Source organism: Serratia sp. TSO36, assembly GCF_057808395.1.
In genome coordinates this window covers 1-20,249 of the sequence record NZ_JBJZOU010000006.1, presented here as the reverse complement: position 1 = coordinate 20,249, position 20,249 = coordinate 1, and the positions used below count along the sequence as shown (strand labels likewise).

General features: G+C 61.2%; 20 protein-coding genes. 6 read left to right on the top strand and 14 right to left on the bottom strand.

The features are described 5' to 3' along the window. Both yjiA and ACK3CV_RS03110 read left to right on the top strand, forming a co-directional pair. Entirely contained in the window at positions 1 to 963 is a 963-nt protein-coding gene (gene yjiA / locus ACK3CV_RS03115; protein ID WP_164038522.1) for a GTPase, read from the top strand. Positions 964 to 1,019: 56 nt separating this feature from the next. Then, positions 1,020 to 1,442 (top strand): hypothetical protein, encoded by a 423-nt coding sequence (locus tag ACK3CV_RS03110; protein WP_164038525.1) that lies wholly within the window; start codon positions 1,020 to 1,022, stop codon positions 1,440 to 1,442. 157 nt (positions 1,443 to 1,599) lie between these two features. On the opposite strand, the gene ACK3CV_RS03105 is transcribed toward ACK3CV_RS03110, so the two are convergent. The 8 genes from ACK3CV_RS03105 to ACK3CV_RS03070 form a co-directional block, all read right to left on the bottom strand. Next, positions 1,600 to 2,826: a RhtX/FptX family siderophore transporter gene (locus ACK3CV_RS03105; protein ID WP_164038528.1), complete on the bottom strand. Its 1,227-nt coding sequence runs from the start codon at positions 2,824 to 2,826 to the stop codon at positions 1,600 to 1,602. 3 nt (positions 2,827 to 2,829) lie between these two features. Next, positions 2,830 to 4,251, bottom strand: a complete 1,422-nt coding sequence (locus ACK3CV_RS03100) for a PepSY-associated TM helix domain-containing protein (protein ID WP_051917588.1) — start codon at positions 4,249 to 4,251, stop codon at positions 2,830 to 2,832. Continuing rightward, positions 4,248 to 4,496, bottom strand: a complete 249-nt coding sequence (locus tag ACK3CV_RS03095; protein WP_033652804.1) for a hypothetical protein — start codon at positions 4,494 to 4,496, stop codon at positions 4,248 to 4,250. The genes ACK3CV_RS03100 and ACK3CV_RS03095 overlap by 4 nt, the downstream gene beginning before the upstream one ends. Then, positions 4,496 to 6,634, bottom strand: a complete 2,139-nt coding sequence (locus tag ACK3CV_RS03090) for a TonB-dependent siderophore receptor (RefSeq protein WP_193553163.1) — start codon at positions 6,632 to 6,634, stop codon at positions 4,496 to 4,498. The genes ACK3CV_RS03095 and ACK3CV_RS03090 overlap by 1 nt, the downstream gene beginning before the upstream one ends. 87 nt (positions 6,635 to 6,721) lie before the next feature. Then, positions 6,722 to 8,359: an ATP-binding cassette domain-containing protein gene (locus tag ACK3CV_RS03085; protein WP_164038531.1), complete on the bottom strand. Its 1,638-nt coding sequence runs from the start codon at positions 8,357 to 8,359 to the stop codon at positions 6,722 to 6,724. Next, positions 8,349 to 10,025 carry an ATP-binding cassette domain-containing protein gene (locus ACK3CV_RS03080; protein WP_164038533.1) on the bottom strand — a complete coding sequence of 559 codons (1,677 nt, stop codon included), beginning with the start codon at positions 10,023 to 10,025 and terminating at the stop codon, positions 8,349 to 8,351. Before ACK3CV_RS03080 ends, ACK3CV_RS03085 begins: the two co-directional genes overlap by 11 nt. 100 nt (positions 10,026 to 10,125) lie before the next feature. Beyond that, on the bottom strand, positions 10,126 to 11,004 hold the full coding sequence (locus ACK3CV_RS03075) for a helix-turn-helix transcriptional regulator (RefSeq protein WP_033652802.1): 879 nt from the start codon (positions 11,002 to 11,004) through the stop codon (positions 10,126 to 10,128). A gap of 111 nt (positions 11,005 to 11,115) precedes the next feature. Then, positions 11,116 to 12,138: a LacI family DNA-binding transcriptional regulator gene (locus ACK3CV_RS03070; protein WP_164038538.1), complete on the bottom strand. Its 1,023-nt coding sequence runs from the start codon at positions 12,136 to 12,138 to the stop codon at positions 11,116 to 11,118. Between the two features lie 284 nt (positions 12,139 to 12,422). On the opposite strand from ACK3CV_RS03070, the gene ascF reads away from it, so the two are divergent. Both ascF and ACK3CV_RS03060 read left to right on the top strand, forming a co-directional pair. Then, positions 12,423 to 13,865, top strand: a complete 1,443-nt coding sequence (gene ascF, locus ACK3CV_RS03065; RefSeq protein ID WP_164038540.1) for a PTS cellobiose/arbutin/salicin transporter subunit IIBC — start codon at positions 12,423 to 12,425, stop codon at positions 13,863 to 13,865. A 16-nt stretch (positions 13,866 to 13,881) separates the two neighbouring features. Beyond that, positions 13,882 to 15,312, top strand: a complete 1,431-nt coding sequence (locus tag ACK3CV_RS03060) for a 6-phospho-beta-glucosidase (protein ID WP_164099024.1) — start codon at positions 13,882 to 13,884, stop codon at positions 15,310 to 15,312. 24 nt (positions 15,313 to 15,336) lie between these two features. On the opposite strand, the gene ACK3CV_RS03055 is transcribed toward ACK3CV_RS03060, so the two are convergent. From ACK3CV_RS03055 to ACK3CV_RS03045, 3 genes are read right to left on the bottom strand one after another with little or no spacing between them, the layout of a single operon-like run. Next, entirely contained in the window at positions 15,337 to 15,669 is a 333-nt protein-coding gene (locus ACK3CV_RS03055) for a contact-dependent growth inhibition system immunity protein (protein ID WP_060422634.1), read from the bottom strand. Beyond that, positions 15,654 to 15,953, bottom strand: a complete 300-nt coding sequence (locus tag ACK3CV_RS03050; RefSeq protein WP_072265033.1) for a contact-dependent growth inhibition system immunity protein — start codon at positions 15,951 to 15,953, stop codon at positions 15,654 to 15,656. Before ACK3CV_RS03050 ends, ACK3CV_RS03055 begins: the two co-directional genes overlap by 16 nt. Positions 15,954 to 15,957: 4 nt before the next feature. After that, positions 15,958 to 16,785, bottom strand: coding sequence for an RNase A-like domain-containing protein (locus tag ACK3CV_RS03045; RefSeq protein WP_060422639.1), 828 nt, complete (start codon positions 16,783 to 16,785; stop codon positions 15,958 to 15,960). Positions 16,786 to 17,299: 514 nt separating this feature from the next. Here ACK3CV_RS03045 and ACK3CV_RS03040 point away from each other — a divergent pair. Both ACK3CV_RS03040 and ACK3CV_RS03035 read left to right on the top strand, forming a co-directional pair. Further along, positions 17,300 to 17,608 (top strand): hypothetical protein, encoded by a 309-nt coding sequence (locus ACK3CV_RS03040; protein ID WP_164142068.1) that lies wholly within the window; start codon positions 17,300 to 17,302, stop codon positions 17,606 to 17,608. A gap of 230 nt (positions 17,609 to 17,838) precedes the next feature. Next, entirely contained in the window at positions 17,839 to 18,957 is a 1,119-nt protein-coding gene (locus ACK3CV_RS03035) for an HNH endonuclease (RefSeq protein ID WP_164038547.1), read from the top strand. Positions 18,958 to 19,230: 273 nt separating this feature from the next. Here ACK3CV_RS03035 and ACK3CV_RS03030 read toward each other — a convergent pair whose 3' ends face one another. From ACK3CV_RS03030 to ACK3CV_RS03020, 3 genes are all read right to left on the bottom strand, one after another. Then, entirely contained in the window at positions 19,231 to 19,611 is a 381-nt protein-coding gene (locus tag ACK3CV_RS03030) for a putative T6SS immunity periplasmic lipoprotein (protein ID WP_164038550.1), read from the bottom strand. Continuing rightward, positions 19,608 to 20,066 (bottom strand): type IV secretion protein Rhs, encoded by a 459-nt coding sequence (locus tag ACK3CV_RS03025; RefSeq protein WP_489009802.1) that lies wholly within the window; start codon positions 20,064 to 20,066, stop codon positions 19,608 to 19,610. The genes ACK3CV_RS03030 and ACK3CV_RS03025 overlap by 4 nt, the downstream gene beginning before the upstream one ends. A gap of 93 nt (positions 20,067 to 20,159) precedes the next feature. Continuing rightward, the coding region (locus ACK3CV_RS03020) for a hypothetical protein (protein ID WP_489009804.1) at positions 20,160 to 20,249 on the bottom strand (90 nt) is incomplete at its 5' end.

Here is a 20,249-nt window from a genome sequence, read left to right as displayed (position 1 = left end):
ATGAAACCCATTGCAGTCACCATCCTGACCGGCTTTTTGGGCGCCGGCAAAACCACCCTGCTGCGCCACATCCTGAACGCCGAACACGGCTATAAAATCGCGGTCATCGAGAACGAGTTCGGCGAAGTGCCGATCGACGACGCGCTGATCGGCGATCGCGCCAGCCGCATCACCACGTTGAGCAACGGCTGCATCTGCTGCAGCAAATCCAACGAACTGGCGGACGCGCTGCTGGATCTGCTGGACGGCGCCGACAGCGGCCAGCTGGCGTTCGACCGGCTGATCATCGAATGCACTGGCATGGCCGATCCCGGCCCGATTACCCAGACCTTTTTCTCGCACGAGATCCTGTGCGAGCGCTTCCTGCTGGACGGCATCATCACCCTGGTGGACGCGGCGCACGCCGAGCAGCAGCTGAGCCAGTTCAGCATCGCCCAGGCGCAGGTGGGCTACGCCGACCGCCTCCTGCTGACCAAAACCGACGTGGCGCCGGACTGCGAAGCGCTGATCCAGCGGCTGCAGCGGATGAACGCCCGCGCGCCGGTCTACAAGGTGACGCACGGCGATATCGATCTGAGCGTGCTGTTCGACATCGAAGGCTTTACGCTGAACGACAAGCTCAACCTGACGCCGCCCGCCCCGCTGTTCCGCCGCATCCCGCAGCCGCAGAGCGACATCCGCTCAATTGTGGTGACGCTGGAACGGCCGCTGCCGCTGATGCAAATCTCCGACGTGATGGAAGGCCTGCTGCTGGAATACGCCGACAACCTGCTGCGCTACAAAGGCATTCTGTCTATCGAAGACGAGCCGCGCCGCCTGCTGTTCCAGGGCGTACAGCGCCTGTATAACGCCGACTGGGATCGGGAGTGGCTGCCGGAGGAAGAACGCAAGAGCACGCTGGTGTTTATCGGCGTGGATCTGCCGGAGGAGGAGATTCGGGAGCGGATTGGGGGGCTGGGGTAAGATAAACCATTCCCCAGGCCAATATGGCCCCTATCCGGCAAACTCAAGGATGAACGATGGCAAACAACGTGATGCTAGTAGCATTAAAGGCGCTTAACCTGTGCGCGAGCACTTATATCGTCATCAAACTGAGCACGGTGTTAGCCATCGGCATCATGTTTCTTATTGTCTCTTACGCCGGCGTGGAGGACGTTGGGCTGTCCAATCTCCTCGCCGGGGCGTTCATCATCCTGCCGCTGTTGGTCGTCGTCGGCGGAACACTTATCGTCTGCGCCGTCGCTGCCTATCTCAACCTAAAGGCGCCCTATCGTAAAAAAGCGCTGTTCTTTAGCCTGCTGCTGGGCAGCATCTCTGCGGCTGGCCTGCTGTTGCCCTACACGCGCGAGTTCGCGCTATCCACGGCACTTGCCAGCGCCCTGGCGTTGGGCAGCGCGCTGGGGATTTTTGCTTTGTCGAAGAGGCGGGTTCAAGCGTTGTAGCGCCTGAAAAAGACGGGTACGCGATTATGTCTTTCCCCAATACGGCCCCGCCGCCACCGACTCGCGCTCGATCAGGCTGGCCGGGAAGCTGGGGCGCTTGCTCAGCTCGCCGCGGTTAAACATCGATAGCTGGTTTAACCGGCCCCAACTATCTCCTCTACTCTTCTTGCCGCCGCACCGCCGCAGGGTGCCGGTTGCTGGCCAGATTGATGCCCAGCAGCAGCACGGCCAGCGCGGCCGCCAACGCGAAGGAAAAACGGTAGCCCAGGCTGGCGGTCATCCCCACCATCAGCATATTGCTGACCATTTCCCCGATATCGCGCGAGCTTTGCACCATGGTCATGTCTGTGCCCGCCTGATCGCCCTGCGCAGCGAACTGCATGCCGGCAGTCATGATAGCGACCGAGGTCACTCCGGAAGCCAGCGCGCCTCCCATCACCGCGGCGATCACGCCGCCGGATTGCAGATCCCAGTTGGCCATCGCCAGCCAGCACAGCGAGGCGCACAGCGCACAACCCAGGCCAACCGCGAACGCCTTCCACACCCCGAGCCGGCTCACCAGCCAGGCGCCGCCACCGCACCCGAGCACCAGCGTCACCATGCCGCCGGCCATGCCGATCTGGCCGACCTGCGCCGGCGTCCAACCGTGATCGGTTAAAAACAGCTTGGCCAACCCGAAGCCGGATACCGCGGTCACCGCCGACAGCAGCGTGAGCGTCAGCAACCGCGCCGCGCCGCGACGGCGCAGCGTGCGCAGCAGGCTGGCCGGACGCGAATCGGCGCGTTCGGGCGGCAGATCGGCGTGTTGTCGGAAGCGGCCAATCGCCAGCAGGCTGACGGCAGGGAAGATCGCCATCGCCAGCAGCGCACCCTGCACGCCTACCCGGGCACTCAGCATCATCATGCCCGCCCCGCCGACGAAGAAGCCGCTCATCACCCCGGCGATTTGAATGGCATTGACGCGCGACAGCAACTCACCGCTGACGTGTTCCGCCGCCATGCCATCAGTGGCGATATCCTGCGTAGCGCTGGCCAGCGACGCGACGGCCAGCAGCGCGACGCACAGCCCTGCCGCCGCCGCGGAAATGCCGACCGCGCTGAGCAGGATCAGGCACAGCGTCACCACGCACTGCAGCGGAATAATCCAACTGCGGCGGCGTCCGAAGCGTGGCGACCAGTGATTATCCACCAGCGGCGCCCAAAGAAACTTCACCACCCAGGGCAACCCCACCAGCGGCAAAAACGCCAGCGCCTGCAGGCTGGCGCCGTCATGACGCAGCAGGGTCGGCAACGCATCCATGGCGATGCCGATCGGGATGCCCTGACTAAAATAGAGCAGCCCCAGGGTCAGCACCAGATGCCGATGTTGCAATAGTTGTCGCATGTTTTACTCCAATTGGCGCGGCCAGGCGCCGCGCGATTGCCATAACAAGGAGCCGGCGGCGAACAGAGCCGCGCTGACTAACAGTAAAGCGCTGTCCAGCCAGTACAGGCCGGGGCCGGCGCTGAGTATATGGCCGAGCGCCGCCACCAGCAGCGCCGTACCGCTGGCCATTCCGCTGAGGAACAATAACCACCCCGGCCAAACTCGCCACGCCAACAGCGCCACCGCGCCCCACATTCCCCAAAACAGCCAGGCGGCAGGGAACGCCGCCAGCGGCCGGGCGGCCAACAGCAGACTTCCCGCCACCGTCAGACCACAGCAGACGCCGGTGATAAAGCGCGCGGCACGGCGCTGCGGCTGCCGTAGGCACCACAATCCCAGCCCGCTCAGCGCCAGCGTCGCCGCGCCGAACCCGGCCAAAAAATGCAGCGCGCTCACCGCCGCCGCCGCCCGCGGCAACCAGGCGTATTGGCCATAGTGCAGCGGCTGAACGGCGATGAACGCGCGCGTCCATGGCCCCTGATGAGCGGCGCTGCGCCGCATCAGCGCCGGCTGCTCGCCGCTGCCGAAACGAAATTGCTCGAACAGCGCGCTGCTGGGAATACCGCGAGTGACGCCGCCCACCGCCAGCAATGCACCATCCGGCGCGCGCTGCAGGGTTTGCGGCGTAAATTCCGGTGCCTGGCGCCGCAGCGCCGCCATCGTCTGCGCAAGAGTACGCCCGGCGTCAGGCAAGGGCGGTGCAGGTTGCGCACCGCCCATCAGCTGCGCCATCACCCGCTGCGGCGCACCGGGGCTGACGCGGTCGGCCAGCAGCACAGTACCGAGCGCGCCGAGGCCGGATAACGCGCCGGTCAAAGCGAACATCACCAGCCACGGATAGCACCAAAGCCCCAACAGATTGTGCAGATCGAACAGCAGCACCCGCAGCCCCTGACGCCGCCGCAGCTGCAACAGCTGGCGCAGCCGTCGACCATGCAGCGCAATCCCGCTGATCAGCAGCAAAGCGAACGCGATGCCGAACAAACTGAGAAACACCCGACCGGGAAAGCCGAGAAACAGGTTCTTGTGCAGCGTCACCAACAGCGTGGTCGGCGCCGTCAGGCTGACCAGCCGCCCGCTGACGGCGCTCAACGCGAGGGCGCAGTCGTCCGGGGCGCGGCAAAAGCGAATCACCGGATAACGCGCGCTCGGCAGCATGACGTAAGGCGCCGCGCCGTCTTCACCGTAGGCTTTCGCGTCGTCCAGCAGCTGCGCCAACGGCCGTTGCTCGCCGCTCATCGTCACGCCGTTCCACCACAGCGTGAAGCTGTCGCCGGCCAGGCTCCAGCAGCCGGTGAACAGGACCACGAACAGCGCGCAGCCGAACAACGCGCCGCAGCCCCGATGCAGCGCCGCCAAAGCCCGTCGCGCGACGGCGTTCATCGCCACGCCTCCAGCAGCGCCAGCGGCAGCGGCCACCACAACCAGGCGCGCAGCAGCGTGCGACGCCAGTCCGGCGCCAGCAGGCTATACGTCAGCAACGCGATGCCGCCGAACAACGCCAGAAACAGCGCGCCGTAAAGCCGATCGAGCGGGTCGGCCGAGGGATAGCCGCGCGCCAACAGCAGCGCCAGGGTAACGCCCCCCATGGCGCTGCCGAGGCACGCCGCCCATACGCGCATATTCATCAAAACTCGGCCTTGACGGTGAACATCAGGTTGCGCGGTTCACCGTAACGGTTGTTCCACTGCGGCGAGAAAAGCCCGGCGTAGTAGCGGCGATCGAACAGATTGTTGACGTTGAGCGCCGCCGACCAGGTCTCGTCGATGCGATACCCCAGCCGTGCGTTGACCAGCGCATAGCCGCCCTGGCGCAGCGTCGTCGCGCCATTGGCGCTGCTGAACGCGCTCTGCGCCTGGATGCCGCCGCCGATGCTCCACTTGCGCTGATCCCACGGCAGGTCGTAATCGCTCCACAGCCGCAGCATATGACGCGGCGTCAGGCTGTTGTAGGCGCGCCCCTGGTTGCCGGCGTCGCGGGTGTAGCGCGTGTCGGTATAGGTGTAGCCGAGCGTGACGTCCCACCATGGCGTGAGGTATCCGCGCCCTTCCAGCTCGAAGCCTTCACTGCGAGCCTTGCCGCCGCTGATATACCAGGTATCGAAACCGCCGCCCGGGTGATCGGGATCCACCTGCGGGTTGTTCTCCAGATCGATGCGGAACGCCGCGGCCGAGAGGTTGAGCGCGCCATTCATCAGCGACGCCTTCACCCCGCTTTCCAGCGTGCGGCCCTCCACCGGCTTAAGCATCTGCCCGCTCCAGGTTTTGCCGCTCTGCGGCTGAAACACCGTGGCGTAGCTGGCATACCACGACCAGTCTTTGGCGAAATCCCAGATCAGGCCGCCGTAGGGGGTCAGACGCGCGTTCTCTTCCAGAGTGTCGCTGGGCGAACGCAGTTGCCACCAGCTTTCGCGCGCGCCGGCCACCAGCGTCAGCGGCTCCGCCAGTTTAATGCGGCCCATGCCGTACACCCCGCGCTGAACGGTTTTGGTCGACCCCGGCGAGCTGTAAGCGCCGATCGCTGGCTTCGGCACGCCGTGCGGATCCCAGCGGTAGACGTTCACCGGCACCTGAAACACAGAATCAAACCGTGCGGTGAACTGTTCTTCTTCGGCATGGGTGTAGCTGGCGCCGACGACCAGCTCGTGCCGCAACCCCCAGGCGTCGATCTTGCCGTTCAGGCTGGCGTCCAGCCCCAGCTGCTGATTGCGAAAACGATAGGCGCCGCCCATCAGCGCCGCGCCGTCGCCGGTGGCCGGATCGACGTTGCCCCAGGCGCCGGCATACAGCAGGCGAGACTTGGCGTGCAGATAGTCGCCGCTCAGCTTGGCCTGCCAGTCGTCGTTCAGCCGATGCTCCACCGCAGCGAACAGCCGCGTGGTGTCCCATTTGAAGCGATCCCAGTCCACGTCCAGATAGGTGCTGCGCGGCAGGTGCAGATCGCTGCCGTCTTTCCCCATCGGCACCCCGGCCATATTGGTGACGGAATCGATGGTTTGGTACTGCGCGCCGACACGCAGCAGGGTATCCGGCGTCAGATCGGCGTCGACGGTGGCATACAGCAAACGGGTTTTCTGATCCGAGACGCGATAGAAATAATCGCGATCTTCCCATGCCATCACCGCACGGCCGCGCACGCTGCCCGACGCGTTCAGCGGGCCGCCCACGTCCGCTTCGCCGCGATACTGATTCCAGCTCCCGGCGCTGGCGGTAAACTGCGCGCGGTTTTGCGCCAGTCCGTGCTTGCGCACCATGTTGACCGTGGCCGCCGGGTTGCCGAGCCCGTGCAGCAGGCCGTTGGAGCCGCGCAGGATCTCCACCCGCTCATACACCGCCATGTCCTGCGGCGAGCTGGCGGTATTGCCCAGCAGCGTCGGCACGCCGTCCAGTTCGAACGAATCGATCTTGAAGCCGCGCGCATACCACGCGGTGGTCAGCAACACGAAGGGGGCGCTGGTGACGCCGGTGGCGCGCGTCATCACCGCATCCAGCGATGTGAGATTCTGCTGCTCCATCTGCTGGCGATCGATCACGCTGACCGACTGGGCCACTTCACGCGGTTTCAGCGGGATTTTCCCCAGCGTGGTGACGCCGGGAGCCACATAGTCATCCCGCGCCGCCGCGCCGGCGGTCACGGTGAGGGTATCTTCTTTTACGTCCGTTTTGGCCGGCGCATCCTGCGCCAGCGCCCCGGTGCCGCACAGCGCGCACAGCAACGCGCCGCGGCGCATCGCGGCCGCCACTGGTGAGAGGTGAATGAGTCGCATGTTTTTCCCTGATTGTTATTGTTAAATGATAATCGTTATCAATCTAACAAAACGGCCGCCGCGACTTTTTCGATTGCCGGAGTTTCTCTATCGATCGCCGGTCATTTTCGCCTGGCAGAAACGGGCGAACCAGCCCCCCGCCTCGCGCAGCGCATCCGGGCTGCCCGCCGCCGTCAGCCGCCCGCCTTCCAGCACCCACACTCGATCCGCCCGACAGGCCAACGCGGGATCGTGGGTGACGACGACCCGCGTGCCGGGCCAGCCGGCCAGCAGGGCCGCCACGCGCTCGGCGTTGCGCAGATCCAGACTGGCGCCCGGTTCGTCCAACAACAATCGTGGCGCCCCCTGCAGCAGCGTGCGCGCCAGGCACAGCCGTTGCTTCTGCCCGCCGGAGAAACGATCGCCGTCGCTGCCGACCTCTTCTTCCAGCACGTCGGGCGGCAGATCCAGCGCCGCCAACAGCGCCAGCAGACGCTCATCGCCGATATCCGTTCGCCCCTGGGTCAGATTCCAGCGCACGCTGCCGCGCAGCAGGCGATTGTCTTGCCACATCACGCCGCGACCGCCCGCCAATTGCCGCGCCGACAGCGCGCGCACGTCACGGCCGCCGTAGAACACCCGCCCCGCCGTCGGATCCTGCGTGCGCGCCATCAGGCTCAGCAGGCTGCTTTTGCCGGCGCCCGAAGGGCCGACGATCGCCAACATCTCTCCGGCGGCACAGGCTCCGCCTATTTCCCGCAGCCGCCAGCCGCCGTGCGCCGCCGCCAGGCTCAGCGCCTCAAGCGCGATGCCGTCGTCCTGCGGCGCCGCGCCGTCCCGTTCCGGCAGCGGCAACGCGGGCGACGCCAGCGCCTGCCGCAGTTGCGCCCACGCGCTCTTCAACTGACGCAGCGCCTGATCGAGGTGAGAAAGCTGAAGCAACGGCTCCAACAAGCGGGCCAGGACAATCATCAGCGCCAGCCATTGGGCGACGTTCAGGCGCTGCGCCAGCACCTCATGGGCACCGAACCACAATGCCGCCAACAGCGTCAGCTGCAGCCCGGCGCTGAACAACAGGTGATATGGCAAGCTTTGGCGCAGCAGCGCGGCGTGCGCCCGATGATGGTCATCCAACCGTTGCGTCAACGCCTCGACGGCGGCCGCCTGCCCGTAGCCGAAGCGCAGCAATGCCTGATGACGGGCAAACTGCATCAGCGCCCCTTCAATACTCTGATTGGCCTCCCCAAGCTCTCGCTCTCGCCGGTGCAGCCGGGCCGCCGAACCGCGCAACACCAGCATCAACAGCACGCAGGCCGCCAGCAGCATCAGCGCCACTCCCGGGCTCAGGCAGGCCAGCCCGGCGATCAGCGCCAGCGGCGTGACGACCGCGCCAACCAACGGCGCCAGCAGGTGCGCGGGTGCCGACATCGTCTGACCGATGGCCCCGGCCAACAGACCCGGTGCCTGCTCCTGCGGCGACAGCGCGCGCGGCAGACGGCGGAACAGCGCCCGCAGCAACGCGCTCATCACCGCGCCGCCGGCGAAGAAACCGCGGGAGGCCGCCGCATACTGCACCGCCAGCAAGAGAGGCGTAGCCAGCGCCAGCAGCCCTAGCCAATGGCCGGGATTTTGCTGCCAGTTCGCCACCGCTGCCGCCAGCAGCAAGGCGCAGACGCCATCCAACGCGGCGGCCAGCGCCATCAGCAACAGCGCCGGGGCCAACGCTTTCACCAACTCAAACTTCATCGTCCGCCTCCTGGCGCTCGGCCAACGCCGCCAACAATGCCGGATGATCCGCCAGCTCGGCGGGCGTGCCGACCGCCAGCAACCGCCCCTCCGCCAGCACCGCCACCCGATCGGCGCGGCGGCACAGTTCCGCGTCGTGCGTTGCCACCAGCCGGGTGGCGGGCAGCTGCGCCAGCGCCGTCAGAATGCGTTCGCGATTTTGCCGATCCTGCGCCGAAGTCGGTTCGTCGGCCAACAGCAGCGGCCGCCGCGCCAGCAACGCCCGGGCGATGGCGAGACACTGCGCCTCCCCGCCGGAAAGCGAAGGCGTATCGTCCAACCTATCCTGCAAACGCGCCGCCAGCCCCAGCGCGGCCAGCACGCGCCGCAGCTGCGCATCGTCGGCCCCGTCGACGAACAGCGTCAGGTTGTCGCGCAGCGACATCGCCGGCGGCGTATTCTCCTGCGGCACCACGGCCACCATCTGATTGAATGCCTGCGCCGAGAACGCGTCGGCGAGCACGCCGTCGAGCGATACCGTTCCGCTATCCGGCTCGCTATAACGGGCGATCAACCGCAGCAGCGTGCTTTTACCGCTGCCCGACGCCCCGACAATCGCCAGCCATTCCCCCGGTTCGACGGCCAGATTGACGCCCTGCAGCAACCAGCGTTCGTCCTGCCGGCAACCGAGATCGCTCAGCTGCAGCGCCGCCCCCTGCGGCGCCGAAGCGATCGTCGAGCGCCCTCCCCAGCGTATTTCGGGATGCGCCAGCAGCGCCCGAATGCGGCCGGCGGCCAGCGTCGCCGCACGCAATGCATCGCCGCCGTGCCCCATCGCCATCACCGGTTGCGCCACGCTGCGCAACAGCAACACGAACAGCGCCAGCTCCGCCAGCGTGAGATTGGGCACCAGCCAGCGGGCGCCGAGCAACAGCCAACCGGCCGACAGCGCGGCGCTGAGCAGTAATTGGGTCACGGCGCCGAGCGCGCCGATACGCCGCAGCCAACGGTGAAAGGCGGCGAGAAAGCCCCGCAGGCTCTGCCGCGCACGCGCTTCGATGCCCGCACCGGGAAACTGGCGCGCCAACAGCGGATGCGCCGCCAGCTGCCGATAATCGTCGTTCAACTGCCGAAACGCCCGATCGCGTTGTTCAAACGCCGGCCGCAGGCGCGGCGAACGGATGACGCGAAACAGCAGCGCGGCCGCCAGCAAAGGTATCAGCGCGAACAGCAGCAGCGGCCACTGCACCGCCGCCAGCAGCGCCAGCGCGCAGCCGGGTACCACGGCCAGCTGCACCAACTCCGCCGGCGCATGGGCCACCAGCTGATGCAGCGCCTGAATGTCCTGCGACAGCGCCCGGGCGGCGCCGCTCTCGCCCTGCCGCACAAACCAGTTCAGCGGCAGACGCACCAGCTTGGCGGCCAATTGGCTGCGCAGCCGATGACACAAACGCGCGTCGAGCAGATGAGTGAGGTGCAGCGCCAGCGTTTGGGCGAACAGCCACAGCGCCAGGCCACCGGCGGCGACGCCAAGCCAGAAGGGATAGGCCGCCGGATCGGCGTCCACCAGCCGGGCTATCGCCAGCCATGGAAACAGCGAACTGACGCCGGCCAGCGCCTGCAGCGCCAGCGCGGAATACAGCATGATGCGGAAAGGACGCGTCAGCGCCCGCAGGTCACTCAGCATGAGATCCTCCACGGCAAAGGCGCTTACTGTAGCCAAAAGCGGCGGACGTCCTCATCCGTAAAGGCTTTCGCCGACGAGACTTTTTCTTTCGATTGCGTGGCTAACGCTTTTTGACGTCGCAGGGCATGACGCCGAAACGCTTGCGGAAGGCGACGGAGAAGTGCGCCGGCGTATAACCCACCTGCCAGGCGACGGTGGAAACGTGCAGATCCTGCTCGCTCAGCAAGCGCCAAGCGGTTTGCAGCCGGTGCTCCTGCAGCAGGCCGAATACGCTGGCGCCAAACAGCTGGCGGAACCCTTGCGTGAGTTTGCGGGTGTTCAACCCGGCGCGCTGAGCCAGTTGATCCAGGCTCGGCGGCTGCTCCATCTCCGCCAACAGGATTTCGCGCGCCAGCTGCAGGCGCGCCACATCGCGCGCGGCCAGGTGCACGCCAACAGACGGCGCGGCAGCGCTGCGGTTCCAGCATTGATGCAGGCAATGCGCCGCCAGCTCGTTGGCCCTGGCGCTGAACCACAGCCCGCGCTGCGACTCGTGCAGCGGGCAGGCGAACAGTTGCCGGGCCTGGCCGATCAGCGCTGTCGGCGCCGCCAGCGGCACCAACTGCGCATGCCGCCGCCCATCGAGGCCGGGCGGCAGGCGGACATCGTTCTGCTCCAGCCAGGCGGCGGAGAACTGCAGCAGGGTATAATCGAGCGGTTCGCCGGCCTGGAACAGGTTGTTCAACACGAAGTCGTCCCGCCCGGCGGCCAGCAACAGCGAAGGGCCGTTCAGCTCCACCTGCGGCCCCGTTCCGCTTTCACAGCGCAGACGCCCGCGGCGGATCACCACGATCTTCAGCCCCGCGCGGTGGGGTTCATCCAGCTCGATGTCGACATCGGCGGCCAACACGCCGCGCCGCGCACGCAGCATGTCCGACAGCGCATAGTCCTGCGCTTGCTGATGATATTCCTGCAGTAACCGCTGGGGGGACGTAGACATGTTCGCCCTGCCTGTGAATGATGACGCCGACCGTCGACGAGGTTTTTGATAGTGATTCTCATTAGCAATATAAGGCCGGCCGTCGGGTTTGTCTATTGAGGCGCGGATGGATCAGTTACCTACCCAATACGGCCCCGCCGCCACCGACTCGCGCTCGATCAGGCAGGCCGGGAAGCTGGGGCGCTTGCTCAGCTCGCCGCCGTCCAGCATCGACAGCAGGCGGTTGATGGTCTCCTGGATCATCTCGGTGACCGGCATCTTCATGCTCGACAGCGACGGCACGGTATAGGGTGCCAGCGGGATGTCGTCGAAGCCGATGACCGATACCGCCTCCGGTACCGCCACGCCGCGCTCCGCCAACCGCTTCATCGCGCCGATGGCCATCTCGTCGTTGCCAGCGACGATGGCGCTGAATGGCTGCCCGCCGGCCAGCAGCGCATCGACCGCCGCCACGCCGCTTTGCGCGTGCCATTTCCCCTCGACGATCAACGCCTCGTTAACCGCGATGCCCTGCTGAGCCAGCGCGGACTTGTAGCCGGAAAGCCGCTCCAGCCCGGTGGGAGAATCGAGCGAGCCGGTGATAAAGGCGATGTCGCGATGCCCGCGCGCGATCAGGTGCGCCACCGCCGCCGCGCTGGCGGCGTGCTGATCGCTGAAGATGCAGTAGCTGTCGTTCAGCCGCAGCCGCCGGTTGATCACCAGAATCGGCTGGCGGTGTTGGGAGACGATCTCGTCCATTTCCGCGATCGACAGAAAACGCGGATAGATGATCACCCCGTCGCAGCGCAGATCCAGCAAAAACTGAATGGCGGCCCGCTCCTCTTCGGCGGTGTGCTTGCCGTCCGCCAGGATCAGTTGGCGGCCGTTCGCCTCCATGATGCGCGCCGACTGCGCCATCAGTTCGCTGAAATAGTTGCCGCTGTAGAGGGTGTTGGTGACCACCAGGCCGAGGGTTTGGGTGGTGTTGGTCGCCAGGCTGCGCGCCAGCAGGTTGGGCCGATAGCCGGTTTCTGCGATGGCTTTATCCACCAACGCGCGTTTCTCCTCGCTGACATAGCCACTGCCGGACAACACGCGCGACACCGTCGCCTTTGAAACGCCGGCCTTTTTCGCCACCTCGAGTATCGTTGCCATCTGTGCGCCGCCAAAATCCATGGGTTCAGCGCAGTCTACCCAAGACGCCCGGCGTTTGGAACGTTTTCACGCCCCTGCACATCGGTATGCGCTTACCCCTAACGATCCAGATCACGAAAACGAAACGCCAAAAATCATAGTTCTTGCCAACAACAAAACACCAATACATGATTTTGTGAAACCGGTTTCTTATGGGCGTTTCATACGGATGGAACGACGGATCGCCCAGGCAGTAAACATGCGCCTTTGGGCTATCCGAATTGCTATCTGAGAGACGACACGCCATGCCGAAGAACTACGCAGAGATCTCGCACGCCATCGTGGCCGCCCTGGGCGGCGCGGGCAATATCGAGGCCGTGACCCACTGCATGACCCGCCTGAGATTCGTGGTGAAAGACAAAACGCGGATCGACACCCCGGCGCTGAAGGCTATCGACGGCGTGCTGGGCGTGGTGCACAGCAGCGAGCAGTGCCAGGTGATCATCGGCAACGAGGTGGCCAAGGCCTATCAGGCGGTGCTGGCGCTCAGCATGCCGGGCGCGGCGGCCCCCGCCGCCCCGGTGAAACGCCAACTCACCCTGAAGGGCATCGGCGCCGGCATTCTCGACGCGCTGGTGGGCACCATGTCGCCCCTGATCCCCGCCATCATCGGCGGCTCGATGGTGAAGCTGCTGGCGATGATCCTGGACATGGCCGGGGTATTCGAAAAAGGCTCCTCGACCCTCGTCATCCTCAACGTGATCGGCGACGGCGCGTTCTTCTTCCTGCCTGTGATGGTCGCCGCTTCGGCGGCGCTGAAGTTCAAAACCAACATGTCGTTGGCGATCGCCATCGCCGGGGTGTTGGTGCATCCCAACTTTATCGATCTGATGGCCAAGGCGGCACAGGGCCAGGCGGTGGAATTCGCCTTCATCCCGGTGACGGCGGTGAAATACACCTACACGGTGATCCCGGCGCTGGTGATGACCTGGATCCTGTCGCACATCGAACGCGGGGTGGATCGCATCACCCCGGCGGTGACCAAGAACTTCCTCAAACCGATGCTGATCGTGCTGATCGCCGCGCCGATCGCCATTCTGCTTATCGGGCCGCTCGGCATCTGGATCGGCAGCGGCATCTCTGCGCTGGTCTACACCGTGCACGGCTATTTGGGCTGGCTCTCCGTGGCCATCATGGGGGCGATTTGGCCGCTGCTGGTGATCACCGGCATGCACCGGGTGTTTACCCCGACCATCATCCAGACCATCGCCGAGACCGGCAAAGAAGGCATGGTGATGCCTTCGGAGATCGGCGCCAACCTGTCGCTGGGCGGCGCTTCGCTGGCGGTGGCGCTGAAAACCAAGAACCGCGAGCTGCGCCAGACCGCGCTGGCCGCCGCCGCCTCCGCCATCGTGGCGGGGATTTCCGAACCGGCGCTGTACGGCGTGGCGGTGCGCCTGAAGCGGCCGCTGGTCGCCAGCCTGATCAGCGGCTTCGTCTGCGGCGCGGTCGCCGGCATCGGCGGGCTGGCCAGCCATTCGATGGCCTCGCCCGGGCTGTTCACCAGCGTGCAGTTCTTCGATCCGGCCAACCCGATGAGCATCGTGTGGGTGGTGGCGGTGATGGCGCTCTCGGTGGTGCTGTCGTTCGTGCTCACGCTAATGCTGGGCTTCGAGGATCTGCCGGAAAACGCCGCCGCGCCCGGCCAAACCGCACCGGCGGCGAACGCCGCCAGCGCAACGCATTGAGACACCAGAGGATTGCATGTCCGATTCAACATTCCCTAAAGGATTTTTATGGGGCGGCGCTTTAGCCGCCAACCAGGCGGAAGGCGGCTATCGCGAGGGCGGCAAAGGGCTGACCACTGTCGATATGATCCCGCACGGCCCGCACCGCATGGCGGTCAAACTCGGGCTGGAGAAGCGCTTTAGCTTGCGCGACGATGAGTTTTACCCCAGCCACGACGCCATCGATTTCTACCACCGCTACCGCGACGACATCGCGCTGATGGCGGAGATGGGCTTTACCGTGTTCCGCACCTCCATCGCCTGGAGCCGGATTTACCCCAACGGCGACGAGTTGACGCCTAACGCCGAAGGCATCGCCTTCTACCGCAGCCTGTTCGAAGAGTGCCGCCAATACGGCATCGAGCCGCTGGTCACACTGTGCCATTTCGACGTGCCGATGCACCTGGTGACCGAATACGGCTCCTGGCGCAACCGCAAGATGGTGGAGTTCTTCACCCGCTACGCCCGCACCTGCTTCGAAGCCTTCGACGGGCTGGTGAAATACTGGCTGACCTTCAACGAGATCAACATCCTGCTGCACAGCCCATTCTCCGGCGCCGGGCTGGTGTTTGAAGCGGACGAAAACCCCGAACAGGTGAAATACCAGGCCGCGCACCACGAACTGGTGGCCAGCGCGCTGGCGACGCGCATCGCCCACGAAGTGAACCCCGCCAACCAGGTGGGCTGCATGCTGGCCGGCGGCAACTTCTACCCGTGGTCCAGCAAGCCGGAAGACGTGTGGGCCGCGCTGGAGAAAGACCGCGAGAACCTGTTCTTTATCGACGTGCAGGCGCGCGGCGCTTATCCCTCCTACGCCGCCCGTGTCTTCCGCGAGAAAGGCGTCAGCATCACTATGGAACCGGAAGACGCCGACATCCTGAAGCACACCGTCGACTTCGTCTCCTTCAGCTACTACGCCTCGCGCTGCGCCTCCGCCGACATGAACGACAACAACAGCAGCGCCGCCAACGTGGTGAAATCACTGGCAAACCCGCACGTGCCGCGCAGCGACTGGGGCTGGGGCATCGATCCGCTGGGGCTGCGCATCACCATGAACATGATGTACGACCGCTACCAAAAGCCGCTGTTCCTGGTGGAAAACGGCCTGGGCGCGCACGACGAGTTCAACGCCGCAGGCGAGATTGAGGACGACTACCGTATCAGCTACCTGCGCGAACACATCCGCGCCATGGCCGACGCCATCGCCGACGGCGTGCCGGTGCTGGGTTACACCACCTGGGGCTGCATCGACCTGGTGGCCGCCTCAACCGGCGAAATGAGCAAGCGCTACGGCTTTGTCTACGTCGACCGCGACGACCAGGGCAACGGCACCCTCGCCCGCACCCGCAAGAAATCGTTCTGGTGGTATAAGAAAGTGATCGCCAGCAATGGGGGGGATTTGGGGTAGGTTGGGGCGGAGGGGTTGGGGGGCTTAAATTCGTTTAAGCTGCTCCAGCTTTTGCTCTGCTTTTCGTTGCAATATGGCAAAGACCCCTACCGCTGTAGTGCCCCAGCTCTCCGGCATAAATTCATCTGAAAAATGCTCCGCCATGCCCTCGTTTATACGCCCCGCATAGGTGGCCTGAAATTTTTTGGCTTCCTCGAGGATATCGCGGATGACCTGGCTACCGTTTTGCTCAAGGAAGCCGTCAATCACCCCCTCGGCCGTTTCGGCATCAGTAAACAGATCATAATCCTGACCGAAGTAAATACTGAATAAGCTACTGAGCTCGCTAAAGTGATTGCGAATCACGATGGTGCCCAAAGCGCTTTCACTGCAGCGCTTCTGGCCTGTTGCAGGAATGCGGGAACCGTGGTTCCCCATAGCTCAGGGCTGAAGGTAAAGCCGAAACGTTGGTTGAATAATGACTCCACATTATCCTGCGCCAGTAGCTCATCGATCTCATTGACCAAAGCCTCGCGCTGCTGATGAGTCGCCAGACGAATGTACTCTGCGATCAGCGCAGTAATATCGCCCTCTGCATTTATCAGGTCATAATCTTGGCCAAAATAAATGACTATCAGGTCATCAAGTTCGCTGGTTTTCATCGGCTTATCTCGCAGGGAAGGCGCTAAGGATAAAGTAAGGTTTACCATTATAGCGGGTAAATTCAATCACGACGCCAACCCGATGACATTGATAGACGTCAGTGCTGCCGCGTAACACGCCATAACCCACTGATTCTGTGAAATTGTGATACACGCTCAAACGGCTGCCGGGAGACGCGTACTTCATCCAATTCACAATATCTGCACGGTTCGCCTTTACCGTGACAGATACATACTTTTCGGCCTCCTTTACCGATCTGAAGGTACTTGCCGCGATCAGTTTCGGGCGCCTGGCTAGCCTGGCAATAAGCGCTTCCGGAGCGATGTTTATATGCCGAGCCAATGTGTGCCCGCCCGGATATTTACCGCTAACGGACTCATGCTCAATCAGCTTAACCCGGCCCATGCGCACGGATGCGACTCTGGCAGCACCAACCGCTCCGGCAAAGACAAAAGGCACGGCAATATCGACCGTTAAACCGACGTTATAGGCCGTTTCCCGATCGGCCCCCAGTGTTTGCGCCAACACAACGGCAGACTGATAAGTATCGGTAGTTGTTGGATGCCCGGTAATCATCTGATTGGAAGCGGCCTTGATGCTGTCCAGGCTATGCGTTCCCACCACCACACACCCAACTTTGGTGATAAACGTCGGATCCGGCGCATAGCACAACACCGCCGCCCCCATCAGCTCAACGACACCGCCGGCAAGCCCCAAACCGCCAAGCAGACGGTTACTGAACGTTTCACCTTCAGTGACGCTTTCATCAGACAGTACCGCCGCAAGCTGCACCGGCGACAGGGCAATACGCAACTCATCTTCATTCGCCATGTTCGTTCATCCGTGAATGAGCAAAGCCGTATGATTAACATAAGCTCTAGAAAGGATAAATACTGGAACGGTTAACACTTCGTAGCGCGAATAGAGGATTACCGAACATAACATTCATTTAGGGAATGGAATGATATGAATTATATTCGCCATATATAGGCGACATTACAAATATAAAAGAGCACCATAAATAACTGCGAGCTGCATTCCAATGCTGAAAGCAAATAAACTGTAATTCTATACAGATTATTTTTTCCTTTTACTGATAACGTTATAGTTTTTCCGCTGCGGCAAAATCCGCAGCCGGAGTTAGCGTTCCGAATCTGACATACTACCGCTGTATTATGTAATAATGCAGCAGCTTTAGTTCACTCCAAATAATGGTGGCTCAGGCGGGGGCTTCGCAAGAAGCGCCGGTTCGTATGTCCCGGTGACGCTAACCCCGTCTGAGCTACCACCCGAGTTTAGCGTCTCTGGTGATAGTCATTCGCTAATGACATACGGAGATGCACCCATGACAAAGGTTCCCACTACAGAATCCGTTGCAAGCACCCTCACCCTCTATCGCCAACTGTTTAACCACCTCGATCTCAGCACTTTCAATCCCTCAGAGCTCTTAGACCTGGCCGCACTCTCTGCCGAACAGGCGGAAGGTCTGTGCCACGGCCTGATGCTGTTCGGCCATTTACTGCAAAAACGCCCGCAGTTGGATACCGAAGGCTGGGAACAAATGAATCACTACCTCAACGCTACGGCACATCTGATTCCTGCGTTGTGTAACCTGTATGGGCGGGCGTTGCGGGAGATGGAAGCCTGCGGCTAACGTAAATGGCAATTAGGGCGATGCTCATCGCCCTTCCCACCCACGTTTTTCCAATAGATCTGACTGACGTATCACAACAAAAGCATTCATCAAGGTAGGCATTTCCTCCCCTACCTGGCATAGTTAACGCATTCGGTAAATCGATGAGTTAACTGCTGGGTATTGATGCATACTGCTCTCGTCAGCAAGCACATTGCTCAGAGTCTGCTCGGTAATGTGAGGACGTGGTTTTGGCAACTGCAATAGAGGCGTTATCTTCAAAAGAATTCGTTTTAAAAGCCATCGAAGAATATAAAAAAATTGGCCGAGATGAATTCTTAAAACAACATAAAATAAAGCGATTTAAAAAATTCACCCTTATTTATAATGGCGAGAAGTACGACATCCGAGGCATTGCCGCTAGAGCATACAGTGAGCAACATGGCTATCCATTTAAGGGAATCAACGCCGATAATGGAACAGAAAAAGCCATCCAATTTCTCAAAGATCTCGGTTTTGAGACCGTCGAAACACCGCATCCTTTTGATTATTTAACCGAAGGCAAACTATACACACGCAAAGCGCTTATCGAGCTCTACGGCGGGCAGTTGCAAGGCGGTATCTGGACCCCACGGGAATTCCCGGTGATCTTTATCTTCACCGGAGAAAGTGGCGAAACCTACGGCTACAAAGATGGATGGACAGCTGAAGGCAGCTTCTCTTATACGGGAGAAGGCCAAAAAGGCCCTATGGAATTTATTCGGGGTAATAAATCCATCCGCGACCATAAAAAAGACGGCAAAGACATCTTCCTGTTCGAAGACAACAAGAAAGAAAAAGGCGTTCGCTATCTTGGCATGTTTGAGTGCGATTCTTGGGATCACATTCAGTGCTTAGACTTCGAAAATAACATGCGCCAAGGCATTACCTTTAACCTGTTCAAAGTCTCGTCACTGCATGCGGTCGAAGAAGAAGCAGAAACCGATGAAGCCGATACGCAGACAGAGACGCTCGAGCAGCTACGCAAGAAGGCACTGCAGTCCTCACAGCAATCAGGCCAGCGCCAACAGAGCGACAGCAAAAAATCCTGGTTCAAACGCAGCGAAGACGTAAAAAAATACGTGCTCAAGCGCGCCAATGGCATCTGCGAAGCCTGCGATCAGCCAGCACCGTTCAAGAAAAGGAACGGCGATCCCTACCTTGAACCCCATCACACAAAACGCCTCGCCGATGAAGGCCCCGATCACCCGCAGTGGGTTGGCGCCATCTGCCCAACTTGCCATCGGCGGATTCATAGCGGGGTGGATGGGAAAGAGGTGAACAAGAAGCTGATGGTGAAGTTGGAGGTGAAAGAGGCCGATTTCATATAGATTAACTTTATAGAAAATAATTCTCCTATGTCGCGTATGTGAATATAGGGGGGTTATTTTTCATTAAAGAACCCATTTCTCTTCTGAAATATTAATTTTCCCTTGATAAAGACTAGACCTATAACGCATTGGGCAACCAGAGATAAGAGAGAAATAAATATTAAGTGGGATTTTTTCATAGTGTCAGCCCTGCGCTTCCAGTTACAGGTTGAATTTCTATATAATTAATAAATTACTCTCATGCAATAATTAGTTAATAAATTTCATTAAGCTCTAATCGGGCTTCAACATAATACTTTCACCTTTCTTCATCACAACAAAACTGGTCCGATAAGAGTTCAGCGGTGTTCTTACCAATACGGTGTATCCTTCACCAGCGATAAAACTAAATTCACCGATACCTGGAACACACTTGTTGGCCTCCAACGTTATCGGGCTGTAAGCATATGATTTTTCATATACGTAGTCATCGCCTCCTTGTTTCCAGATGGCAATATTCAGTATGGATTCTTTTTTTACGATATCCCACTCATTAAAAAAGACGCAGACTTTACCGTCTACGATCTTACTTTGTACTTGATAGAGGTTAAACCTGTCACCCGTTGGGCAACCCGAGATAAAAAGGGGAAGAAGAAGGAATACATATTTTCTCATAATGGCAGCCCTGCGCTTCTGATGATGGGGTGAAATTGTGACAATGTCCTTCTGTCCACTATCCCGATGAGTTTCCTGTTTGGCAAGCGGAAGAAGGCATTCACCCCATATCTCTTGAGAATGAAATAGTCCGCAATTATCGATGCTTGCTGTTCCATGCTGTAGCGGTGCAGCGAGGGTTTATCAAGTCGATATTGATAGCTTACTGCCCAGCTGAGAAGCCCACGGGTACGTACCCACATACCCTTCTGGTACTGCCAAACGTGTGCCATCTCATGAATAAAAAGATGCCGAGCTTCAGGATCCTGGCTCGCATAATCCTTTTTATATAAAGCCCTACGAAAATACAACTCCCCATTCGGGCTCATCGCCGTGTACTGATTCTGCAACCCAAACGGCAGGTAGCTGTCGCAGTGGACTAAGACGGTCTGATAGAAAATGGTGCTGCCAAACACTGAACGCGCCAGATTGACTTCGCCCGGCGTTAACGCCCGCGTGATCCCTTCCTGTTGTAAGCGTACAGCGGGAACCGTATTGACGAATGCGTGTCATTCGGCCAACAGGGTGACACGCCATGGTAGTAGTTCGCTGACCCTGTTGACCGGCCAGTCTGCGATGACATCAAGTACATGCTGGAA

Coding starts and splice junctions, on each gene's coding strand:
- yjiA (WP_164038522.1), top strand. CDS start 1: ATGAAACCCATTGCAGTCACCATCCTGACCGGCTTTTTGGGCGCCGGC.
- ACK3CV_RS03110 (WP_164038525.1), top strand. CDS start 1,020: ATGGCAAACAACGTGATGCTAGTAGCATTAAAGGCGCTTAACCTGTGC.
- ACK3CV_RS03105 (WP_164038528.1), bottom strand. CDS start 2,826: ATGCGACAACTATTGCAACATCGGCATCTGGTGCTGACCCTGGGGCTG.
- ACK3CV_RS03100 (WP_051917588.1), bottom strand. CDS start 4,251: ATGAACGCCGTCGCGCGACGGGCTTTGGCGGCGCTGCATCGGGGCTGC.
- ACK3CV_RS03095 (WP_033652804.1), bottom strand. CDS start 4,496: ATGAATATGCGCGTATGGGCGGCGTGCCTCGGCAGCGCCATGGGGGGC.
- ACK3CV_RS03090 (WP_193553163.1), bottom strand. CDS start 6,634: ATGCGACTCATTCACCTCTCACCAGTGGCGGCCGCGATGCGCCGCGGC.
- ACK3CV_RS03085 (WP_164038531.1), bottom strand. CDS start 8,359: ATGAAGTTTGAGTTGGTGAAAGCGTTGGCCCCGGCGCTGTTGCTGATG.
- ACK3CV_RS03080 (WP_164038533.1), bottom strand. CDS start 10,025: ATGCTGAGTGACCTGCGGGCGCTGACGCGTCCTTTCCGCATCATGCTG.
- ACK3CV_RS03075 (WP_033652802.1), bottom strand. CDS start 11,004: ATGTCTACGTCCCCCCAGCGGTTACTGCAGGAATATCATCAGCAAGCG.
- ACK3CV_RS03070 (WP_164038538.1), bottom strand. CDS start 12,138: ATGGCAACGATACTCGAGGTGGCGAAAAAGGCCGGCGTTTCAAAGGCG.
- ascF (WP_164038540.1), top strand. CDS start 12,423: ATGCCGAAGAACTACGCAGAGATCTCGCACGCCATCGTGGCCGCCCTG.
- ACK3CV_RS03060 (WP_164099024.1), top strand. CDS start 13,882: ATGTCCGATTCAACATTCCCTAAAGGATTTTTATGGGGCGGCGCTTTA.
- ACK3CV_RS03050 (WP_072265033.1), bottom strand. CDS start 15,953: ATGAAAACCAGCGAACTTGATGACCTGATAGTCATTTATTTTGGCCAA.
- ACK3CV_RS03045 (WP_060422639.1), bottom strand. CDS start 16,785: ATGGCGAATGAAGATGAGTTGCGTATTGCCCTGTCGCCGGTGCAGCTT.
- ACK3CV_RS03040 (WP_164142068.1), top strand. CDS start 17,300: ATGACAAAGGTTCCCACTACAGAATCCGTTGCAAGCACCCTCACCCTC.
- ACK3CV_RS03030 (WP_164038550.1), bottom strand. CDS start 19,611: ATGAGAAAATATGTATTCCTTCTTCTTCCCCTTTTTATCTCGGGTTGC.